Origin of the sequence: Kitasatospora sp. NPDC088391, from assembly GCF_044753345.1 — a bacterium.
In the GTDB taxonomy this organism is placed as follows: domain Bacteria; phylum Actinomycetota; class Actinomycetes; order Streptomycetales; family Streptomycetaceae; genus Kitasatospora.
The window spans coordinates 942,505-963,766 of record NZ_JBIVNB010000001.1; the positions used below are offsets into that span (position 1 = coordinate 942,505).

Annotated in this window: 16 protein-coding genes; 5 read left to right on the top strand and 11 right to left on the bottom strand. The window is 74.6% G+C overall.

Features of this window, described 5'->3' with window-relative positions; translation table 11 throughout:
- The first annotated feature begins 1 nt into the window (after position 1).
- A complete protein-coding gene (gene lanL / locus ACIQBJ_RS04040; RefSeq protein ID WP_400703024.1) occupies positions 2 to 2,584 on the top strand; it encodes a class IV lanthionine synthetase LanL in 2,583 nt (860 codons plus the stop codon).
- A 58-nt stretch (positions 2,585 to 2,642) separates the two neighbouring features.
- Here the strand turns inward: lanL and ACIQBJ_RS04045 are convergent, their stop codons facing one another.
- Positions 2,643 to 3,047 (bottom strand): nuclear transport factor 2 family protein, encoded by a 405-nt coding sequence (locus ACIQBJ_RS04045; protein ID WP_400703027.1) that lies wholly within the window; start codon positions 3,045 to 3,047, stop codon positions 2,643 to 2,645.
- A gap of 207 nt (positions 3,048 to 3,254) precedes the next feature.
- Between ACIQBJ_RS04045 and ACIQBJ_RS04050 the strand changes: the two genes are divergently transcribed.
- A complete protein-coding gene (locus ACIQBJ_RS04050; RefSeq protein ID WP_400703030.1) occupies positions 3,255 to 4,274 on the top strand; it encodes a PQQ-binding-like beta-propeller repeat protein in 1,020 nt (339 codons plus the stop codon).
- Positions 4,275 to 4,315: 41 nt separating this feature from the next.
- Positions 4,316 to 5,179 carry an endonuclease/exonuclease/phosphatase family protein gene (locus ACIQBJ_RS04055; RefSeq protein ID WP_400703032.1) on the top strand — a complete coding sequence of 288 codons (864 nt, stop codon included), beginning with the start codon at positions 4,316 to 4,318 and terminating at the stop codon, positions 5,177 to 5,179.
- A gap of 68 nt (positions 5,180 to 5,247) precedes the next feature.
- Here the strand turns inward: ACIQBJ_RS04055 and ACIQBJ_RS04060 are convergent, their stop codons facing one another.
- The 4 genes from ACIQBJ_RS04060 to ACIQBJ_RS04075 form a co-directional block, all read right to left on the bottom strand.
- Positions 5,248 to 6,534, bottom strand: coding sequence for a transglycosylase family protein (locus ACIQBJ_RS04060; protein ID WP_400703035.1), 1,287 nt, complete (start codon positions 6,532 to 6,534; stop codon positions 5,248 to 5,250).
- 101 nt (positions 6,535 to 6,635) lie between these two features.
- The gene (locus ACIQBJ_RS04065; protein WP_400703037.1) at positions 6,636 to 8,186 is read right to left on the bottom strand and encodes a CHAP domain-containing protein; all 1,551 of its coding nucleotides are present in this window, start codon (positions 8,184 to 8,186) and stop codon (positions 6,636 to 6,638) included.
- Between the two features lie 128 nt (positions 8,187 to 8,314).
- Positions 8,315 to 8,587 (bottom strand): hypothetical protein, encoded by a 273-nt coding sequence (locus tag ACIQBJ_RS04070; protein ID WP_400703040.1) that lies wholly within the window; start codon positions 8,585 to 8,587, stop codon positions 8,315 to 8,317.
- Between the two features lie 54 nt (positions 8,588 to 8,641).
- Positions 8,642 to 8,830 (bottom strand): hypothetical protein, encoded by a 189-nt coding sequence (locus ACIQBJ_RS04075; protein ID WP_400703043.1) that lies wholly within the window; start codon positions 8,828 to 8,830, stop codon positions 8,642 to 8,644.
- Positions 8,831 to 9,195: 365 nt separating this feature from the next.
- Between ACIQBJ_RS04075 and ACIQBJ_RS04080 the strand changes: the two genes are divergently transcribed.
- The gene (locus tag ACIQBJ_RS04080) at positions 9,196 to 10,167 is read left to right on the top strand and encodes a LuxR C-terminal-related transcriptional regulator (protein WP_400703046.1); all 972 of its coding nucleotides are present in this window, start codon (positions 9,196 to 9,198) and stop codon (positions 10,165 to 10,167) included.
- A 79-nt stretch (positions 10,168 to 10,246) separates the two neighbouring features.
- Here ACIQBJ_RS04080 and ACIQBJ_RS04085 read toward each other — a convergent pair whose 3' ends face one another.
- The 5 genes from ACIQBJ_RS04085 to ACIQBJ_RS04105 are packed head-to-tail and all read right to left on the bottom strand — an operon-like array spanning position 10,247 to position 16,208.
- Positions 10,247 to 11,245: a LacI family DNA-binding transcriptional regulator gene (locus ACIQBJ_RS04085; RefSeq protein WP_400703049.1), complete on the bottom strand. Its 999-nt coding sequence runs from the start codon at positions 11,243 to 11,245 to the stop codon at positions 10,247 to 10,249.
- 58 nt (positions 11,246 to 11,303) lie between these two features.
- Positions 11,304 to 13,082 carry an alpha-galactosidase gene (locus ACIQBJ_RS04090; RefSeq protein ID WP_400703052.1) on the bottom strand — a complete coding sequence of 593 codons (1,779 nt, stop codon included), beginning with the start codon at positions 13,080 to 13,082 and terminating at the stop codon, positions 11,304 to 11,306.
- 5 nt (positions 13,083 to 13,087) lie between these two features.
- Positions 13,088 to 13,957 (bottom strand): carbohydrate ABC transporter permease, encoded by an 870-nt coding sequence (locus ACIQBJ_RS04095; RefSeq protein ID WP_400703055.1) that lies wholly within the window; start codon positions 13,955 to 13,957, stop codon positions 13,088 to 13,090.
- Positions 13,954 to 14,877: a carbohydrate ABC transporter permease gene (locus ACIQBJ_RS04100; RefSeq protein ID WP_400703058.1), complete on the bottom strand. Its 924-nt coding sequence runs from the start codon at positions 14,875 to 14,877 to the stop codon at positions 13,954 to 13,956. Before ACIQBJ_RS04100 ends, ACIQBJ_RS04095 begins: the two co-directional genes overlap by 4 nt.
- Positions 14,874 to 16,208: an ABC transporter substrate-binding protein gene (locus tag ACIQBJ_RS04105; RefSeq protein ID WP_400703060.1), complete on the bottom strand. Its 1,335-nt coding sequence runs from the start codon at positions 16,206 to 16,208 to the stop codon at positions 14,874 to 14,876. Before ACIQBJ_RS04105 ends, ACIQBJ_RS04100 begins: the two co-directional genes overlap by 4 nt.
- A gap of 201 nt (positions 16,209 to 16,409) precedes the next feature.
- Between ACIQBJ_RS04105 and ACIQBJ_RS04110 the strand changes: the two genes are divergently transcribed.
- Positions 16,410 to 18,794 (top strand): hypothetical protein, encoded by a 2,385-nt coding sequence (locus tag ACIQBJ_RS04110; RefSeq protein WP_400703062.1) that lies wholly within the window; start codon positions 16,410 to 16,412, stop codon positions 18,792 to 18,794.
- A 105-nt stretch (positions 18,795 to 18,899) separates the two neighbouring features.
- Here ACIQBJ_RS04110 and ACIQBJ_RS04115 read toward each other — a convergent pair whose 3' ends face one another.
- Positions 18,900 to 21,257: a tetratricopeptide repeat protein gene (locus ACIQBJ_RS04115; RefSeq protein WP_400703063.1), complete on the bottom strand. Its 2,358-nt coding sequence runs from the start codon at positions 21,255 to 21,257 to the stop codon at positions 18,900 to 18,902.
- Positions 21,258 to 21,262 lie beyond the last annotated feature (5 nt).

Here is a 21,262-nt window from a genome sequence, read left to right on the forward strand (position 1 = left end):
CGTGACCGGGTCCATCGCCGGCCGCCGGCCCGGGTCCGACGACACCTGGTCGTACCTGACCGATCCGCGCATGCCGGCGATGGACCACGGGTGGAAACTCCACGTCTCCGCCCGCCCCGCCACCCTGGACACCGTCACCGCCCTGGTCCTGCCCGTGCTCGAACGGCACGTCTGCCACGCCAAGTGGGCCCGCGACCGGGAGACCCTGCGCGCCCTCAACTCCGGCGCCACCAACAGCGCCTCGGTCGGCAAGGCGATGACGCTCTACCCGGCCCCGGACGAACTGCTGCCGCTCGCCGCCGAGTTGGTCGCCGTGCTGGGCGGCCACGAGGGCCCGCCGATCGTCAGCGACCGCCGGATCGACCCCGGCGCGCCGGTCTACTACCGCTACGGGCCGTTCACCGCCGAGTACCGCACCGGCCGCACCGGGCGCCTGGAGTCCGTGATGACCGGCCCCGACGGCCGGCTCTTCGACGGCCTGGCCGGCACCGCCTACCGCTGCCCGCCCTGGGCCGAGGACCCGTTCGCCCGCCCCGCCCCGGCCCCGGGGCGCGCCGCCGCGGCCGGGTTCGGCGGCGGCCGCTACCGCGTCACCGGCGGGATCGCCCGCAAACCGCAGGGCAACGTGTACCGGGCGGTCGAGGTCGCCACCGGCCGCGCCGTGGTGGTCAAGCAGGCCCGCGCGTACGTCGCCGAGGACGAGACCGGCGCCGACACCCGCGACCGGCTGCGCAACGAGCACGCCGCGCTGACCGCGCTCGACGGCGCCGACGGCGTCCCGCGCGCCCTCGACTACTTCCGGCACCGGTCCGACGAGTACCTGGTGACGACCGCCTGCGGCGACCGCGACCTGCGCCGCGACGTGCTCACCCACGGCCCCTACCCCGCCACCGCCCCGGACGGCCCGGGGCCCGGGACGGGCGGCCGGCCCCCGACGCGCAGCCTGCCCGCGCTCGCCGACCGGCTGCTCGGCCTGCTCGACGGCATCCACCGCCGGGGCGTGGTGATGCGCGACGTGAAGCCGGACAACGTGGTGCTGGACGCCGAAGGCCGGTGCCACCTGGTCGACTTCGGGATCAGCTCGGTGCACGGCCGCGGACCGGAGGGCGCCACGCCCGGGTACAGCGGCCCCGTCCTCCGCCCGGGTGCACCGGCCCGACCCGCCGACGACCTGTACGCCCTGGGCATGACGCTGCACTTCGCCGCCACCGGCCTGGACCCGGTGATACTCGACCCCGACCCGGCGGTCGGCCGCGAACGCACCCTCGCCTGCCTGGAGTTCGCCCTCCCCGGCTCCGCCCACCGGGCGCTCCGCGCGGCCCTGGCCGGCCTCACCCACCCCGACCCGGCCACCCGTACCGCGACGGCGGCCGCCCTGCGCGACGGCTTCCCCACGCCGCTCCAGCCCCCGCCTCCCGCGAGGAAGTCGGCCGCCCCGCACCCCGACCTGCTCGAAGCGGTCGTCGAGCACACCGTCCGGTACTGCGTCGCGGAGGCGCACCGGATCGCCGACCCGGAGCTGTCCGCCCGCAGCGCCGTCCCGACGCCGATCGACCTCTACGGCGGCAGCGCGGGGCTCGGCCTGGAACTCCTCCAGCACCTGCACCGCCCGGGCGTGCCCGCCGCCGTCGCCCGGCTCGCCGACTGGACGGGGCGCCAGTCCCGCACCCTGGAACCGGGGTTGTACTCGGGCTGGACGGGCGTCGACCTGTTCCTGGCCGCCGCGGGCACCCCGGCGCCGTTCACCGCCCCCGCCCTGCCGGACCGCCGCCCGGACGGCGGGGTGCCGGAGGCCGACCTGATCGACGGCCTCGCGGGCATCGGCCTCGGCCACCTCCGGCTGGCCCGCCTCGCCGACCGGGCGACGGAGTCCGGCCCCACCGGCCCGCTCGTCGGCGCCGCCGACCCCGCCGCGCACCTCGCGGTGGCCGCCGACTGCCGGTTGCGCCTGCGCACCGGCCGGGCCCGGCTCACCCCCGTCACCGACCCCCGGCCCGGGGACGCCGCGCTGGCCCGGGGACTGGCGCACGGGGAGGCCGGGGTCGCGTACTTCCTGGTCGAGTACGCCCGCGCCACCGGCTCCCCGGCCGCGCTCCGGGAGGCCGAACGGGCCTGCGCCGCACTGGCCGCCGCCGTCCCCGATCTGCTGGCGGCCGCCGACTCGCCCTCCGCGAGCCGACGTTACGGGTCCTGGTGCCGCGGCCTGGCGGGCATCGGAACCGTTCTGGCCCGGGCCGCCGGGCCGTTGGCCGATCCGTCGCTGCGCGTCCTGGCCGAGCGCTGCGCCCGCGCCTGCCTCGCGCTCGCGCCCCGGATGCCGCTGGTCACCCGGTGCTGCGGCCTGGCGGGCGCCGGCGAGCTGATGCTCGAACTCGCGCCGGGGAACGAGGAGTTCCGCACCGCCGCCGAGTCCGTCGCCGCCCTGGTACTGGCCCGCGCGGCCGGGCCGGCGGACCGCCCCGACTTCCCCGACCCCACCCTGACCCGGACGTCCTTCCCGTACGCCACCGGCACCGCCGGGGTGCTGTCCTTCCTGCGCCGCCTCACCGCCCCGGACGGGCCGCGCCCGGGACCGCTGCCCTGACCCGCCGTCGCCCGGACTCCCGGGCTCCTGTGTTCCTGTGCTGCCGGGTGACCGTCCGTCAGAAGGAACCGGCGAGCATCCGGAGCAGCGGGGTGACGTCGCGCTCGAAGGTGTACTCGCGCAGCAGGGTGGTCCAGCGGCCGTGCTCGCGGCGCCAGACGAAGAGGTAGCGGCCGGCCTCGCCGTCCTGTTCGCGGTGCATGACGAGGGTGCCGCGGTCGCCGTCCAGGGAGGTGTGCAGGAAGCGCACGTCGTCGGTGTCCTCGCCGATCGGCGTGCCCTGGGCCTGCAGGGCGCGGAAGCGGGCCATGAAGTGGGCCTTCGTCAGCACCGCGACCTGGCCCCGGGTGTCGGTCCGGACGTTCTCGAACTCCGGGTCGTACATCGCTTCGAGCGTGTCGAGGTCCATCGCGAGTCCGGCGTCCAGGTACTCGCGCATCCGTGCGACCAGCGTCTCGTCCATCGTCGTTCCCCGTCCGTCCGTGCTGTCGCGGGGCGCCCCGCCCCGTCCTGGCTCCACTGTGGCGCGCCCCGGTGCCGGGTCGCTGTCAGCGCGCTGTCACCCCGCTGCCGACCCGCCGTCAGGCCGGTGCCGGGGGCTGCCGTATCCTGCTCGGTTCGCCGGTCGGTGGGCGCCGACCGGGTCGGCCGGGTACGGGGGAAGGCGGTCGTGGTGGTCGTGGAGCTGTGGGAACGGGTGCTGCACCAGCGGGGCGCGCACTCGCGCCTGTGCGTGGCGGGCGGACGGGTGCTGGTGCACGAGCGGCACAGCCGGCTGGTCTGCCTGGACGCGGCGGACGGGTCGCCGGGCTGGGACGTGCCGCTCGGGACGTGGCCGCGGGCGCTGGTGGTGGCCGGCGACCGGGTGCTGGCGCTGCCGCAGGACCGCCCGGTGCTGAGCTGTTTCGCGCTGGGGTCGGGCGCGCTGCTGTGGCAGGCCGAACTGGCGCGCGGGAGCGGCCACGTGACGGTGGTGGATGGGGTGGTGCTGACCGGCGGGTGGCGCGGGTACACCGCGCCGGCCGCGTTCGCGCTGGCGGACGGGCGGCCGCTGTGGCGGGCGCCCGCGCCGGTCCGGACCGAGCTGCCGGCGGCCTGGGCGGGCGGGCTGCTGCTGGGCGACGGCACCCGGGCCTGGCTGCTGGACCCGCGCACCGGCCGGGAGACGGCGTCCTGGCGGCTGCCGCTGCCGCTCGCGGGGGCGGACAGCGGGACGGTGTTCACCGTCCTCGACGAGGACCGCTGCGCGGTGGTGTGCGGCAGCCGGAGCGTGGTGGTGCTGTCCCGGACGGGGCGCGCGGTGGAGGTGCTGCGGCCGCAGCGCAACGCCCTGCTGGGCGGGGCGCCGCTGCGCGCGGACGGCCTGCTGTGGCTGCGCGAGCGGCGCTGCGGCGGCGGGGGCGGCTGGGTCGGGGTCGATCCGCTGGACGGCACGCCCCGGCAGCGGGTCGCGGTCCGGGAGCGGCCGGTGACGGCGGGGGTGGTGGGGACGCCGACGGGGGTCGCGGTGGCGCTGGAGGACGGCGCCCTGCTCCGGGTGCCGGGGCCCGAACTGCCGGGCGGGACGGGCGGGACGGGCGGGACGGGCAACCGGGAGCGGATCGGGCACCGGGTCGCGGCCGTCCACGCCCTGGGCCCGGGGCGGCTGCTGGCCGTCACCCGCAACAGCCTGCGAGCCTGGCAGCTCTGACCCCCCGTCTCCGGGCCGCCGGGTGCGGTAGCGTCCGACGGGTGACCGGAACCGCCGCCGCGCCGCTGCGCCTCGCCACCTTCAACGTGCTGCACGGGCGGCGGCCGTCCGTCGACGGGCCGACGGGGGCGGTCGGGCTGGCGCCGCTGGCGGAGGCGGTCGCCGGGCTGGACGCGGACGTGCTGGCGCTGCAGGAGCTGGACCGGGGCCAGGAGCGCTCCGGCGGGGTGGACCAGGCGCGGGCGCTGGCCGGGGCGGCCGGGGTGCGGGAGTGGCGGTACGCCACCGCGTTCCACGCCCGGGCGGTGCCGGGCCGGGCCTGGGTGCGCGACCCGGCCGTCCGGGGAGTGCGGGTGCACGGGCCGGACGACGGCGCGTCCGACGGGGGGCCGTCGCACGGCGTCGCGCTGTACTCCCGGCTGCCGGTGCTGGGGTGGTACGCCCACCGGTTCGGCGAGCCGCCGCTGGCAGTGCCGCTGCCCGCGGCCGACGGGCCGGGGCTGCGGGTGGTGCGCGACCACCCGCGGGTGGCGCTGGCCGCCGTGCTGCGCGGCCCGGGCGGGCCGTTCACCGCGGCGGCCGTGCACCTGTCCTTCGTCCCGGGCTGGAACGTCCGTCAACTGCTGTCCCTGCGGCGCTGGTTGGCGGTGCTGCCGGGCCCGTACCTGCTGCTCGGCGACTTCAACCTGCCGGGGGCGGTGCCCGTCTCGGTGCTGCGGTCGGCCGCCCCGCGCGACGGCTGGCGCGACCTGCTGCGCGCCCCGACCTTCCCCGCCGACCGGCCGCGGGCCCAGCTCGACCACCTGCTCGCGGCCGGCCTCGGCCCGCACACCGCCACCCCGGTCCGGCTCCCCCGCCTCCCGGTCTCCGACCACCGCCCGCTGGCGGTCGATCTGACACCCTGACCGGGCCCGTACGCGCGTCGGCGGCGCCCCGGGGAACCCTCCCGTGGCGCCGCCGACACCCGGCCGGTTCAGCTGTGGGTGGCGAGGACCTGCGAGGAGCCGTCCGCCAGGCCGGTGATGGCGACGTTCACCGCGCCGAAGCCGAGCGAGCCCCAGCCCTGCCAACTGCCCCCGTAGAAGCGGGCGTTGTGGTAGGCGATGCCGTCATTGCCGACCGCGACCAACTGCGCGTCGCCGTTCGGGGTGCTGGTGATGCCGATGCTGGAGGCCGCGAAGTTCGCCGCGCCGCCGACGCCGGCGACCGGGCCCCAGCCCTGCCAGGAACCGTTGGCCTGCCGGACCGAGTGGTAGACGTTGCCGTCGTTGCCGACCGCGACCAGCTGCGCGTCACCGTTCGGCATGCCCGTGATCGCCACGTTGCTCGCACCGAACGAAGCGGCCCCGCCGAAGCCCGCCACCCCGTTCCAACCCTGCCAACTTCCGCCGGCGAAGTGGATGTTGTGGTAGACCAGCCCGTCGTTGCCGACGATCAGGACCTGCGCGTCGCCGTTCGGCAGCGCGGCGATCGAGACCTTCCGGGCGGTCCAGTCGCCGACCTTGCTCCAGCCCTGCCAACTACCGCTGACCAGGCGGGTGGTGAAGTAGATGCCGCCGTCGTTGCCGACCGCCAGGACCTGCGCGTCGCCGTTCGGCATGCCCGCGATCGAGAAGGTGCTGGCCGCGAAGTTCGCCGCGCCGCCGACGCCGGCCAGCGGGGCCCAGCCGGTCCACGAGCCGTCCGGGTAGCGGGCCGTGTGGTACAGGTTGCCGTCGTTGCCGAGGGCGATGCTCTGGGTCGACTTGTCGGGCGTCGACGTGACGGCCTCCTGACCGGCCTTGAAGCTCGGGGCGCTGCCGTAGCCGATCACCGGGGCGAAGCCGGACCAGGCGCCCCACGGGTCGCGGACCTCGTGGTAGAGGGTGCCGCGCTCGGTGGGGGCGGGGGTGCTCGGGTACGGGTTGGTGTGGTCGCCGACCAGCGGACCGCCGCAGCTCGGCCAGGCCCCGGCGCCCTGCGGGCCGTTCAGTACCTTCTCGCCGATCAGGATCTGCTGCTGCTTGGTGGCCTGGTGCGGGTAGGCGGCGTACTGGGTTCCGCCGTAGGCGCGCCAGGTCGACAGGTTGAACTGGAGGCCGCCGTAGTAGGTGTTGCCGGTGTTGATGCTCCAGTTGCCGCCGCTCTCGCACTGGGCGACCCTGTCCCAGTTGGCGACCGAGGCAGCCTGGGCGGTGCCGGCGGCGAGGACGGGGAGGGCGAGGGCGGCGGCGGAGGCGAGGGCGAGGACGGCGGCGGGCTTGCGGCGGGGCGCGGACACGGTGACGGGCTCCTGGTGGTCGAAGTCTGCGAAGAGGCGGGCGGGGCGGTGGCGGGGAGCGGCCCGCCCACCGGTCGGGGCCGGTGGGCGGGCCGGGCGGCTCAGCCGTGGGTGGCGAGGACCTGCGAGGAGCCGTCCGCCACCCCGGCGATGGCGACGTTCACCGCGCCGAAGCCGAGCGAGCCCCAGCCCTGCCAACTGCCCCCGTAGAAGCGGGCGTTGTGGTAGGCGATGCCGTCATTGCCGACCGCGACCAGCTGGGAGTCGCCGTTCGGGGTGCTGGTGATGCCGATGCTGGAGGCGGCGAAGTTGGTCGCGCTGCCGACGCCCGCGACCGGGCCCCAGCCCTGCCAGGAGCCGTTGGCCTGCCGGATCGAGTGGTAGACGTTGCCGTCGTTGCCGACCGCGACCAGCTGCGCGTCACCGTTCGGCATGCCCGCGAGGGAGATGCTGTTGGCCGCGAACGAGGCCGCGCCGCCGTAGCCCGCCACGCCGTTCCAGCCCTGCCAGGTGCCGTTGGCGAAGTGGATGTTGTGGTAGACCAGCCCGTCGTTGCCGATGATCAGGATCTGGGCGTCGCCGTTGGGCATCGCGGTGATCGCCACCTTGCGGGCACCCCAGTCGCCGACCTTGCTCCAGCCCTGCCAGCTCCCGCTCACCAGGCGGGTGTTGAAGTAGATGCCGCCGTCGTTGCCGACCGCCAGGACCTGCGCGTCGCCGTTCGGCATACCCGCGATCGAGAAGGACTTCGCGGAGAAGTTCGGCGCGCCGTCGTAGCCGGCCAGCGGGGCCCAGCCGGTCCACGAGCCGTTCGCGTAGCGGGCCGTGTGGTACAGGTTGCCGTCGTTGCCCGCCGCCAGGGTCTGGGTCGACTTGTCGGGCGTCGAGGTGATGGCCTCCTGGCTGGCGTTGAAGGACGGCGCGCCGGCGTAGCCGTTCACCGCCGCGAAGCCGGACCAGGAGCCCCACGGGTCGCGGACCTCGTGGAACAGGTCGCCGCGCTGGACCGCGGCCTGGCCGCCGACCGGCCGGATGTAGCCCGCCAGGTGCACGTTGACGCCGTTGACCGACCACTCCTTGGAGCCGACGGCTCCGGGCATCCGGGTGTTGCGGGTGACGTAGCCGGGCGAGCTGCCCTGGTTGCCGCCGATCCAGTCGATGGTGCCGTCGGAGTTGACCGCGGAGACGATCGCCACGTGGTCGTAGGTGGTGTAGCCGGTGCTGTAGCCGCTCGGGTGGAAGAAGACGGCGTCGCCGACGTGCGGCGTGCTGCCCAGGGTGCCGTTGTTGTTGCCGTACGTCTGCAGGGAGTTGGCGAGGTCGTTCAGGACGCCGAGGTTCTGCACGCCGTTGCGGGCCCAGACCCAGCCGACGAAGTCGGCGCACCAGGCGTGCGCCTCCTGGCCGCCGGAGCAGCTGTTGCTCTGTCCGGTGCCGGACGCGTAGTAGCCCCGGCCGCCGTTGCCGCAGGCGGCGTTGCCGAGCTGCCCGGCGGCGGTGTTCACGATCGAGTCGCCGGTGGTGACGGCGTGCGCGGTGCCGGCCGAGAACACCGAGCCGGCGATCACGCCGGAGGCGGCGATCGCGGTGGCGAGGGTGGTCCGGGCGAGCTTGGCGAGCTTGGCGGAGGAACGGGAGGACACGGTGGGCATGGCGAGGCTTCCTGTCTGACGAGTGGGCGAGTGGGCGCGCGGTCGGCCGGATTCGGGCACGGCGGAGCGGCGGAAGGTCCGGGAGGTCCGGGAGAGGGGTACTGCGGGATGCGGCGGGCGGCGCGGGCTCAGCGCGGGACGGCCGGGGCCGGCGGGTCCGGCGGGAGGTGGCTCCGGTGGAGCAGGGGCGAGGCCCGGTGGGTGCGGGCGATCAGGTGGTGGGCCCGCTGCACGGCCGGGTGGGCGTCGGGGGCGGGAGCCGGGTCGGGGAGGGTGCGGAGGTAGATCAGGAGGTCGGTGCGGTCGCTCTCGCCGCGGGCGGTGATGTGCTGCAACCCGTCGGCGGGCAGTGCGTGGGCCCAGAGGGCCGCGAGGATTTCCGCCGTCTCACCGTCCGGCACAGGCTCCGCAGGGTGTCTGCGGTGCAGGCTGGCGTGGACGATGTCCATTGGGGATCAGTCGCCCCAGCCGTAGTTGCCGGCGGGCTGCACGGTCCCGGGGGCGGGGGTTCCGGTCGGCTGGGCGGTGGCGGTCGGGGCCGGGGCCGGGGTCTCGTCGGCCTGGGCGGCGACGGGGAGGGCGGCGAGGGCGGTCAGGGCGAGGGCGGCGACCGCGGCGGCCTGGGCGATGCGGGTGCGGAGCATGGGGTGGACCTCTTCCGGTGTCGGTGGGGCTGGCTGGCTGCGCTCCGGTTCCACGTCCCGCGGTAGACGCTTCGTCCGGCTGCCGCCCGGTCCGTTTCCCTGGCGGCGAGGTAAAGCTTTCCGTGCCGCCGGGCCCCGGGGAAGGTGCGCCGGCTGTCCCCAACCAGACAGTCCGGTTCCAGACACGGGGCCCGCCGTCCGGGGCTGCCGGAGACCGCCAAAAAATCGAACATCTTTCGCGCGCATATGCCCCGACCAGTCCCGATGGCCCCATTGATCGTTCTTGAAGGAGGGGTGGGGGCCTGAAAGGATTCGCACGCCATCCATTCACGGGGCGGCGGCACCGGGGTGCGGAGGGGGACGGAATGCTGGAGGCACTGGGGGTGTCGGCCGGGGCCGGGACGGTCTACCGGGCGATGCTGGACCACCCGTTGGACGGGGTGGCGGAGCTGGCGGCCCGCGGCGGGCTGAGCGAGGCGCAGGTCCACGACTGCCTGGACGAGCTCGGCGCGCTGATGCTGGTCCGGGTGTCCGCCGACCACCCGGGGCAGTTGCGCGCGGTGGACCCGGAGATCGGCCTGGCCGACGTACTGGCCCGACACGAGGCCGAACTCGCCGCCCGGCAGGCCCAGTTGGCGGCGTCCCGGGCCGCCGTGACCAGGATGGTCGCGGAGCGGGCCGAGCACCGGCCCGCGCACGGGGAGCGGCTGCTCGGCCTGGACGCCATCCGGTTCCGGCTGGAGCTGATGGCCCGGCAGACCGAGCGCGAGGTGCTGACCACCCATCCGCGCGCCCAGCGCCCCGACGACCTGGACGCCAGCCGGCCCTCCGACAGTGCGGCGCTGGCCCGCGGCATCACCATGCGGACGCTCTACCAGGACACCACCCGCCGCCAGCCGCACGTCACGGCGTACGCCAACTGGCTGCTCGGCCGGGGCGGCGAGGTCCGCACCGCGCCCGCCGTGCCGCAGCGGGTGATCATCGTGGACCGGGCCCAGGCGCTGGTCCCGATCGACCCGGCGGACAGCCGCAAGGGCGCGCTGCACGTCACCGAGCCCGGCATCGTCGGCGCCCTGCTCGACCTGTTCGAGCAGGCCTGGAACACCGCCGTCCCGCTCGGCGCGGCCCGGCCGGACGACCCGGTCACCGGGCTCACCCCGACCGAGCGCGAGCTGCTGCGGCTGCTCGGCGGCGGCCTCACCGACGAGGGGGCCGGGCAGCGGCTGGGCATCTCCTCGCGCACCGTCGGCCGCCACATGGCCTCGATCATGGAGCGGCTGGACGCCAGCAGCCGTTTCGAGGCGGGCATCAAGGCCGCCCACCGGGGCTGGCTCTGACCGGCAGCCGGTCGGCGAACGTACGGATGCCCGACCACCGGGGAGGGCGGCCGGGCATCCGGGTCGGACGGCGCCGGGGTCAGCGCAGCGGCGCGGGGGCGGTGGTGGCGCGGATCACCAGTTCGGGGTCGAAGAGGAGTTCGCCGGTGGGGGTGTCGCGGTTGCCGACCAGGGCGAGGACGCTGCGGCCGACCTCCAGGGCGAGGCGGTCGGTGGGCTGGCGGACGGTGGTCAGCGGCGGGTCGGTGAACTCGGTGATCATCGAGCCGTCGTAGCCGACCACCGAGACCTCCTCGGGGACGCTGCGGCCGAGCCGGCGCACGCCGCGGATCACGCCGAGCGCCATCCAGTCGCTGGCGGCGACGATCGCGGTGGCGCCGAGGCCGAGCAGGGCCCCGGCGGCGGCCTGGCCGCCCTCCACCGTGTAGGACTGACGGACCACCAGCTGTTCGGCGCCGGGTATGCCGCGCCGGGCCATCGCGTCGACGAAGCCCCGCACCCGCCGGTCGGCGGGGTGGTTGCCGGCGGGGCCGGAGACCATGCCGATGGCGCGGTGGCCGAGCCGGTGCAGGTGGTCGACGGCGAGGTCGGCGGCGAGCCGGTCGTCGGTGGAGAACACCGGGACCGGCACCCCGTCGGCGAACTCGCCGTTCACCCCGACGTAGGGGATGCGGCGCGAGCGCAGCATCTCGTAGATGCCGGTGTCCGCGCCCTCGACGGTGTTGGACGCGGACAGGAACACCACGGCCGCGATGCCCTTGTCGATGATCGCGGAGACGTACTCGCGTTCCTGCACGCCGCCGGGGAAGGCGGGGCAGAGCACGGTCTTCAGGCCGTGCGGGGCGAGCGCGGCCTCGATCCGCTCGGCGAGGTCGGCGAAGAACGGGTTGGCGACGTGCTCGGTCAGCACGGCCACCAACTGGCCCTGCACGGCGCGCTCGTAGCCGAGTTCGGCCATCGCGCGCTCGACCGCGTCGCGGGTCTTCTTGGCCACGCCCTGCCGGCGGTTGATCACCCGGCTGACGGTCGCCTCGCTGACGCCCGCGTGCGCGGCGATCTCCACGATCCCGATCTTCATGCGCTGTTCCCGATCTTCATGCCCTCACCATTCCTCGGCCGACGGTCCGTCATGTCCGTCACCTGGCCGTGTCGCCCGTCGCCGGGGAGTCGCCGGAGATCCGCGCCAGACCCGTCCGCGGCACCGGGAGGCTGCACAGGCCGGGGGCGAGAGTGGTCTGGACCCGTTCGATGATACGGCCGTCCGGGCCGTGCACCGTGATCTTGACGGGGTGCGGGCCGTCCTGCACGTCCAGCACCAGGCGGGCCGCCGAACTCCCGTTGACCAGCACGGTTTCGGCGTACCCGGCGCAGTGCACCGGCACGGCCCGTTCGCTGTGCACGTCGACCACCCGGACGCCGTCGGCGACCGACTCGACCAGGGTGTACTGCTCGTCGGGGCGGCCGGGTTCGACGGTGCCGTCGAGGAGTTGGGGCCGCAGCCGGCGCCACTGGGCGAGCCAGAACCGGAGCGCGTCGAGGTGCGCGGCGGGCAGCGCGTCGAGCCGGACCGAGACCTGCGGGACGGCGTGCAGGGCGCCGATCAGCTGGCGGGCGGCGGACTCGACGGGCGCGCCGACGTCCCACATCATCGGGTCGCTGTGGACGGCGCCGCCGACCGCGACCAGCGCGGTGTCGAGGGTGCGGATGCGGTTGGCGGTGGAGTCCGCCGGGCAGTCGAAGGAGCGCAGCAGGTTGCCGAACCCGCCCATCGCGGGCCCGACGTAGGGCTGGCGCAGTTCCAGCAGCAGGTCGGGGCGGACGGCCAGCAGGGCGGCGCGCAGTTCGGTGAGCAGGGCGAGCAGGGCCCGGCCGACGTCGGCGCCGCCGTCGTTCGCGTAGACCATCGCCTCGTCCAGGAAGTCGACCTTGAGGCCGTCGAGGCCGTGGTCGCGGACCAGGCGGACGCAGGTGTCGACGAGGTGGGCCCGGACCTCGGGGTGGCGGGGGTCGAGGACGTGCGCGCCGGGGACGCCGGCGGCGCGGGTGGCGTAGGGGGCCCAGGCGGCGTGGCAGTCGGCCCCGGGGCCGAGCAGCAGCGGGGCGACCCAGGCGAGGTAGCGCAGGCCGGTGGCGCGGACCTCGGCGACGTGCGCGGTGAAGTCGGGGAACTTGTCCTCGTCGGGGAGCCAGTCGCCGACGCCGGCGTAGCCGCGGCCGTGGCCGTGGCGCTGCCAGCCGTCGTCGAGGATCAGGGCGCCGAAGCCGAGGTCGGCGGCGAGCCGGGCCTGCCGGGCGACCTCGTCGGCGGTGACGTCCTGGTTGTAGGCGTACCAGGTGCACCAGAGCGGGAGGCGGGCGGCCTCGGGGACCGGCATCGGGTCGGCGCGTTCGGCGTACCAGGTGCGCAGCGGCCGGAGGGCGGCGGCGACGGAGCGGGCGCGCGGGACGAACAGCAGGCGGTGGGGTTCGTCCGACGGCGGCAGGTGGAGGTGGACGACGTGGGTGTCGTGCTCCTCGGAGACGCCGTAGCGCAGGGCGACCTCGGGCACCGGGTCGGCGGTGGCGAAGGTCAGCAGGGTGGCGCCGGTGGCGTCGTACAGGCACCCGGCGGCGAGGCCCTTGACCAGGCTGACTCCGGCCCGTCCCTCCCAGTCGGCGACCGGGGTGCGGCGCCAGTCGGAGCCGGGCTGCCAGTAGCCGGCGGTGTCGCCGAGCGGGACGCTCAGTCTGACCTCGACGGCGGCCCGGGGGGCGTCGATCCGCAGCACGCGGACGTCCGGCCCGGCCTCGTCGAGGTTCCAGACGGTGTCCGCGCCGTCGGCGAGCACGGCGATCTCGACGGTGTCGAGCAGCGGCGCGTACCGGGCGGGGGCGAGTTCGGCGGTGGTCACGGCCTCGGCGGCCAGGGTGGTCACGGTGGTTACTCCTTGACGGCGCCGGCCAGCAGGCCGGAGACGAAGTGGCGCTGCAGGGCGAGGAAGACGACGGCCATCGGGATCGCGGCGACGGCGGTGCCGGCCAGGATCGCCCCGTAGTCGGTGTTGACGACGCCCTTGAGCGAGGCCAGTGCGACGGGGACGGTCAGCGAGGCGCTGTCCCGCAGCACGATCAGCGGCCAGACGAAGTCGTTCCACTGGAACAGGAACAGGAAGATGCCGAGCGCGGCGAGCGCGGGCCGCATCGGCGGCAGCACGACCTTGAGGAAGAGCCGGAACTCGCCGCAGCCGTCGACCCGTCCGGAGTCCAGGAGTTCGTCCGGGATCGTGCCCATGGACTGGCGCATCAGGAAGATGCCGAACGGCAGCGCCAGGTTGGGCAGGATCACCGCCTGGTAGGTGTTCAGCCACTCCAGCTCGCCCATCAGCTTGAACAGCGGGACGAGGGTGACCTGGCCGGGGACGACCAGGCCGAGCATCAGCACGCCGAAGAGCAGGTCCCGGCCGCGGAAGCGGTACTTGGCGAAGGCGTAGCCGGCCAGGGTGCAGACGGTGCCCGCGCACAGCGTGTAGACGGCCGCGATGCCGAGCGAGTTGAGCACGACCCGGCCGAACTGCGCGGTGTCCTGCAGGCTCTGCAGGTTGTCGAGCAGGTGGCCGCCGGGGGTGAGCGGCGGCGGCGAGTCGAAGATCTCGCCGGTGCTGCGGGTGGCGCCGACGACCAGCCAGTAGAACGGGAGCAGCACGGCGGCGAGCGCGATGGCCAGGCCCCAGGTCAGGACGATGCTGTTGCGCAGGTGCCCGGGGGCGCCCTTGGTGCGGCGGCGCGCGGCAGTGGTGGTGGTGGGCGTCATGACTTGTCTCCCAGCACCTTGAACTGGACCAGCCCGAGGATGCCGATCAGGACGGCCAGGGCGTAGGCGATGGCCGAGGCGTAGCCGAAGTCGAAGTAGCTGAAGGCGTTCTGGTACAGGTAGACGCCGATGGTGAGGGTCGCGTTGTCGGGGCCGCCGCGGGTGAGGATCCACGGCTCGTCGAAGATCTGCAGGGTGCCGATGGTGGAGAGCACCGTGGTGAGCAGCAGCGCGGGGCGCAGGCCGGGCAGGGTGACGTGCCGGAAGGTCTTCCAGGGGCCGGCGCCGTCGACCGCGGCGGCGTCGTAGAGCTCGGCGGGGATGGACTGCAGGCGGGCCAGCAGGATGACGGCGTTGTAGCCGGTGTAGTGCCAGGTCAGCGCGAGGGCGAGGGAGAGCTTGGCCCACAGCGGGTCGGTCAGCCACGGGACCGCGCCGATCCCGACCTGCTGGAGCAGCCAGTTGGCCAGGCCGTACTTCTCGTTGAGCAGCACCGAGAAGATCACGCCGTAGGCGACCAGGCCGGTCACCATGGGGAGGAAGAAGCCCAGGCGGAACAGCGTCCGGCCGCGCAGGAAGCGGGAGTTGAAGGCGACGGCCAGGCCGGTCGCCAGGGCCAGCATCACCGGGACCTGGACGGCCAGCACGATGCCGGTGTTCTTCAGCGCGGTCCAGAACAGCGGGTCCTGGAGCAGCCGGGCGTAGTTGTCGCCGCCGACGAAGGTGTCGACGCCGTCGACGCTCTTGTAGAGGCTGAGCAGGAACGACCAGGCGATCGGGTAGAGCTTGAACGCGGCGAACAGGACGACGGCCGGCAGGACGAAGCCGTAGGGGGCGAGCCGCCGTCCGATCGGGCGGGGCGGCCCCGAACGGGGGGCCGCCTGCCGCCGGGTGGGCCGCCGGGTGGAGACGGTGCTCATCGGACGACCTTGCGACCCGTCTGCTGGGCGAGCTGGTCGGCGGCCTGCTTCAGCACGTCCGCCGGGTCGGCGCCCTTGAGCAGCACCTTGGTCTGGGCGTCGGTGACGACCTTGAGCGCGCGGGCGTAGTCGGAGCTGTAGTTGTAGGCCGGGGACGGGGCCTTGAGCGCGGCCAGGAACACCTCGCCCTTCTGCTGGCCGCCGAAGAAGGCGGACGGGGTGTGGAACACCGGGTCGTCGTAGGCCTTCATCAGGGCGGGGGCGATGCCCTTGTCCTGGTAGATCTTCACCTGGTTCTCGGGCTTGGTGAGCACGAACTCGACGAACTTGAACGCGGCGGCCTGCGCCTTGCTGGTGCCGGAGACCGCGAGGTGGGTGGAGTTGACGGTGGCGGCGGTGCTGCCGCCCAGGCGCATCGCCGGGGGCAGCCGGACGCCCCACTTGCCCTTCTCCTCGGGGACGGTCTCCTCGATGACGCCGCCGAACCAGGTCGGGTAGGGGACGACCGCGGAGGTGCCGGCCTTGATGGAGGAGATCAGGGCGTTCCAGCCGCCCGACATGTCGGCGACCAGGCCGGCGTCGTTGAGCTGCTTGATCAGCGTCATGGCCTTGATCGACTCGGGCGAGTCGAGGGTGATGCCGCCGTCGAGGTTGAAGTAGAACGCGCCCTGGAGCTGGAGCAGCAGCTGGAAGAAGTTGGCGGCGTCCGGGACGGAGGCGGGCTTGTCGATGCCGAGCAGGTACTTGCCGGTCTTGGCCTTGATGGTCTTTCCGGCCTCGATGGTGTCGTCCCAGGTGTTGAGGGACTTCACGTCGACGCCGGCCTGCTCGAATATGTCGGCGCGGTAGTAGAAGCCGGCCGAGTTGGCCTCCCACGGCAGGGCGTTGACCCGGCCGTTCTTGGAGGAGACGGTCTCCCACAGGCCCTGGGCGAAGGCGTCCTTGTACTGGTTGGCGCCGAGCTTGGAGAGGTCGGCGAGGCCGCCCGGGAACTTCTCCACGTAGCCGGGCAGGTAGTCGACGCCGATGTGCAGGACGTCGGCCAGGCCCGCGCCGCCGGCCGCCAGACCGGTGGTGATCTTGTCCCAGATCGCCGGGTTGCCGATGTCCTCGACGGTGACCTTGATGTTCGGGTACTGGGCGTTGAAGGCGGGCGTCAGCGCCTTCAGCTCGGCCGCGGGGCCGTTCCAGCTCCAGACGGTGATCTCGCCCTTGTTCGGGTCGCCCTGGGTTCCACCGCCGCTGCCGCTGCAGGCCGCCAGGCCGGTGAGGCCCGCTCCGGCCGCGAGGGCCCCGCCGGCTCTGAGGACGCCGCGCCGAGAGATCTCCATGGTCAACCACCTTGCTCCAGGTCGGCGAGGGTGCCGACGGGGCAGGACGCTAGCAACCCTGAAACCCGACTTGCAAGATCTGACTGAAAATCTTCCGACCGATACGACATCGCAACCTTGCAACGGTATTGAAGGGCTCCAATCGGACTGTTAGCGTCCGGGCATCGCAGCCGACACCCCCACCCAGGCCGGAGCCCCCTCATGCGACCTGTCGTCCGTCCCACCCGCCCCGCCCGCCCCACCCGTCCGGTCCGTCCCGCCCGGATCGCCCTGCTCGCCGCGCTGGCACTGACCGCGGCGCTCGCCCCCGTCACCGCCGCCCCGCCCGCGCTGGCCGCCGGGACCGTCCCGACGCTCGCCGACCCGGGCTTCGAACTGGGCGGCACGGGCTGGCAGTTCACCCCCGGCACCGGCACCGCCGGCAACTACCCGCACAGCGGCACCCGGCTCGCCTACCTCGACGGCGGCGCGGGCAAGCAGGTCTCCCAGTCCTTCACCGCCACCGCCCCGGGCGTCTACGACGTCTCCGCCTGGATCGCCACCGGCGGCCCGAACGGCGCCTTCACGGTCCGGGTCAACGGCGCCGTCGCGGGCACCGTCCCGCTGGCCGCCCGGGCCGCGTACGCCCGCTACACGCTGCCCCGGATCGCGGTGGCCACCGGCGACCGGGTCGAGATCGCCTTCCTCTCCGGCGACGCCTGGGTCAACGTCGACGACGTCTCCCTCGCCGCCTCCGGCCCGGCCGTCACCGACCCCGGCTTCGAACTGGGCGGCGCGGGCTGGCAGTTCACCCCCGGCACCGGCACCGCCGGCAACTACCCGCACAGCGGCACCCGGCTCGCCTACCTGGACGCGGGCGCCGGGAAGAAGGTCTCCCAGACCCTCACCGCCGCCGGCCCCGGCCGCTACGACGTCTCGGCCTGGATCGCCACCGGCGGCCCCGGCGGCGCGTTCACGGTCCGGGTCAACGGCACCGTCGCCGGGACGGTCGCCCTGCCGTCCCGCCCGACCTACACCCGCTACACCGTCCCCCGGGTCGCCCTGAACGCCGGCGACCGGATGGAGATCGCCCTCGAGTCCGGCAGCGGCTGGATCAACGCCGACGACGTGATGCTCTCCCCCGCCACCCCCGCCGACCCCCGGGTCAGCTCCTCCGACCCGAAGGTCGCCGCCCTCTTCGACTGGGCGAAGCAGAAAGCCGGCAGCTGGGTGCAACTCCCCGGCACCACAGGCCCGTTGAACGCGGACGAACGGCAGAGCGGCGGCATCGGCAGCACCACCTACGAAGCCTCGTACTGGGCCGGCTACGCGCACCGCAGCGCCTTCTACGGCCGCGACACCGCGCACCAGGTCGAGGGCGCGGCCGTGCTCGGCCTGAACGCCGAGAACCGCACCATGCTGGGCGCGTTCGCCGCCACCGCCACCGCCGGGCAGGGCTACTACCCCGTCTGGTCACTGAACTTCGACGACCGCAGCAACCTGTCCATCGACTACAACAGCCCCACCGACTTCGTCCGCGAGGTCCCGTCCACCTTCGAACTGGTCGAGAAGGCCGACAAGGCGTACCGCTGGAGCGGCGACAGCGCCTACGTCACCGACCCCGCCCTGTGGTCGTACTACCAGCACGCCACCACCGACTTCGTCACCCAGCACGACTCCGCCAAGCCCAACGGCGTCGCCGAGGGCACCGGCCTGGGCATCTTCTCCGGCTCCGCCAGCTACGACGAGACCGGCGACGACCACTTCGCCGAGGCCGGCGACTCGATCGCCTCCCAGTACCAGGCCCTGCTCGCCGCCGCCGACCTCGCCGCCGGACGCGGCGACACCGCCCGCTCCGCCCAGTGGACGCAGCAGGCCGCCGACCTGCGCGGCTACTTCAACTCGACCTGGAGCGGCACCGGTTCGGGCGCCGCGATGGTGCGCGGCTACCGGACCGACGGCACCGCGGTCACCGGCTGGGGCAAGGAGAACAGCTGGTTCATGCCGATGAAGAAGATCCTCGACCCCGGCCCGCGCAACGACGCCTACCTCGACTACATCGACCAGCAGGCCACCGGCGCCGACCGCCCCACCAACATCGAGGCCTACACCTACCTCCCCGACACCTTCTTCGCCCACCGGCGCGACGACACCGCCTGGAAGTGGATGCGGTACGTCTACGACCGCCGCGACGACCAGCACGTCGTCGCCAAGCAGGGCCCCAACGGCGACTACCCCGAGGTCTCCTTCACCCTGGTCTCGCAGACCGTCGAGGGCCTGCTCGGCGTCGACCCGAACGCCCCCGCGCACACCCTGGCCACCCTCCCCCACCTGCCCACCGGCATGGGCTGGCTGCAGATCGACGACCTCGCCGTCGGCCGCAGCACCTTCGCGCTCCGCCACGACGGCACCACCAAGTCCACCCTGAGCAACACCGGCGGCACCGACACCTACAGCTGGGAGGCCCGGCTGCCCGGCAGTCACTCCACCCTGAAGGTCGACGGCACCGCGCGGGCCGCCACCACCAGGACCGTCGACGGCACCACCTACAGCTACGTCACCGTCCCGCTCGCCCCCGGCGCCACCGCCACCGTCCAGACCCCCTGACCTCCCGGTCCCCCGACCCGCGGGGAGGGGACTTTGGGGATACCCAAAGTCCCCTCCCCGCATTGTTCCCCGCACCGTTCCTGACCAGGGTGGGAGTCCACCGGCTCACCTCGGGAGACCCCTGTGCACAGCACCGCGACCGCGCTCACCCTGTCTCCCCGCACCCTCAGCACCGGCGAACTCGACGCCTGGCTCGCCGCCCACCTCCGGCACTGGCAGCTCGACGCCCTCGCCCCCGCCCTGCGCGCCGTCGCCCGCGAACTCGCCGACAACGCCCTGCGCCACGGCGCCACCCCCGCCCGGGCCACCCTCACCCGTCTCCCCGCCAACCGTCTCCGCCTCGCCGTCACCGACGCCGGCCCCGGCTTCGACCCCGCCGTCCCGGGCCCCGGCCTCCGCCGGGTGGCCGCCCGCACCACCGCCTGGGGCGTCGACCCCCTGCAGCTCGGCCACCGCGTCTGGGCCGACCTGGTCCTGGACTGACCCCGGGTCGGGCGCGTCCCGCAGGGCCCGGGCGAGGTTGGCCCGGGTCCTGCGCGCATACGGGTGCTCCTCACCGAGCACTCGGGTCATGCCGGTGGCGGCCCGGCGCAGCAGGGAGACCGCCCGGCCGTACTCACCGGCCGCCCAGCAGACGTACGCCAGGTTGTTGCACGACATGAGCGTGTCGGGGTGGTCCTCGCCCAGCACCCGCACCCGGTCCGCGAGGTTCCGCTCGTGCAGCGGCATCGCCCGGCCGAGATCACCCGTCGTCCCGTACACCAGGGCGAGGTTGTTGCGCAGCACGAACACGTCGAGGTGCTCCTCGCCCAGCACCCGCAGCCCGTCGGCGAGGTTCCGCTCGAACAGCGCCACCGCGCGCGCCAGGTCTCCCGCGTCCCGGTAGGCGGTGGCGAGGTTGTTCCGGGCCGTCAGCGTGCCGGGGTGGTCCTCGCCGAAGACCTGCTCGCGGTCGGCGAGGCTCCCCTCCAGCAACGGGACCGCGCGCGCCAGGTCGCCGACGTCCTGGTAGGCGGCGGCGAGGTTGTTCCGGATCATGAGCGCGGGCACGCTCGTCCCGCCCTGCGACCGCACCACCTGGCCGAGTGCGCGCTCGAGGTGGGGGACGGCCCGGACGTACTCGCCCCGGCTCTTGAGGAACAGCGCGGCCTCGTTCAGGAGGCGGGCCGTCGCGTAGGTGTCGGCACCGGCGGGCGCGCAGCGGGCGAGTGCGTCGACGTGCGGCAGCAGCGCCCGCCAGTGGGGCCAGCCGCCCGGGTCGCGGGACGCCCTGGGGGCCCGGCCCTCCAGCACCGCGGTGGCCGTGCGCAGCGCGGCTTCGATGTCCTCCGCCCGCCGGTGCGGGTCCTGCGGGTCCGGGGTGCGGGCCACCGCCTGGACCAGGCGGTGGACGGCGAGGTGGTCGCCCCCGGTCGTGATCATGCTGTAGGCGGCGAGCCGTCCGATCGCCCGGTTGACCTCGATCGGGGTGCCGAGTCCCGCGAGGAAGGTGCGCGGGATGCCGTCCGGGGCCCACCAGGCCACCGTTCTGAGCAGGGTGCCCGCGAGCGGGGCGCTCCGCGCGATCCGGTCCAGGGTGATCCGCCAGACCCGGGCGACAGTGCGGTCGCCGTCGCGGCCCTCGGCCGTCTCGCCGTACATCTCCGCCGGGTGCTCCGCCAGCAGCCGCAGGTACGCGGGCACGCCGATGCCGGTCTCCGCGACGTACGCCCCGGCCTGCTCGACCGCCAGCGGCAAGTGGCCGAGTTCCGCGCAGAGTTCGGGGCCGCCGTCGGCCGCCGTCGCCTCCCCGGTGATCCGCCCGAGCAGGGCCAGCGACTCCGCGGGGCTCAGCACGTCCAGGCCCAGCGGGGTCGCCACGTCGTGCCAGCCGGAGGAGCGCCGGCTGGTGATCAGGACCCGGCCGCCCGCGACCCGCGCCAGCAGCGGTGCCACGTCCGCCGGTTCGGCCACGTTGTCGAGGACCAGCAGCCAGTCCCGGTGCGCGCCCAGCCACTGCACCGCGCGTTCCGTCAGCTGCTCGGCGGGCAGGTGGGCCAGCGCCGGTTGCAGGGCGGCCGCCAGCGCGGCCAGTCCGGCGTCGAGGGCCGCGGGGCTGTCCGCGGTGATCCACCAGACCGGGTTCTCGGCGCGCCCGGCCGCCCAGCGCGCGGCCAGCGTGCTCTTGCCGATGCCGCCGAGGCCGTGCAGCGCCTGCACCACCACGGTGCCCGCCGCACCGAACGCCTCGTCCAGGGCGGCGAGTTCACGCACCCGGCCGACGAAGCCGGGGTGCCGGGCGGGCAGCGACACCAGTCGGCCGGGGGCGTCGACCTCGGCGACCGGGCGCAGCTCGCCCGGCGGGACCTGCACCACCGTCATGTGGTCGCCGGTGCCGACGACCCCGTGGAACGATCCGCCCGCCACCGACCGGCCGCCGGCCGCCGTGACGGCGGCGCCACGGCCCTCCCCGCCCTCGCTCATGCCCC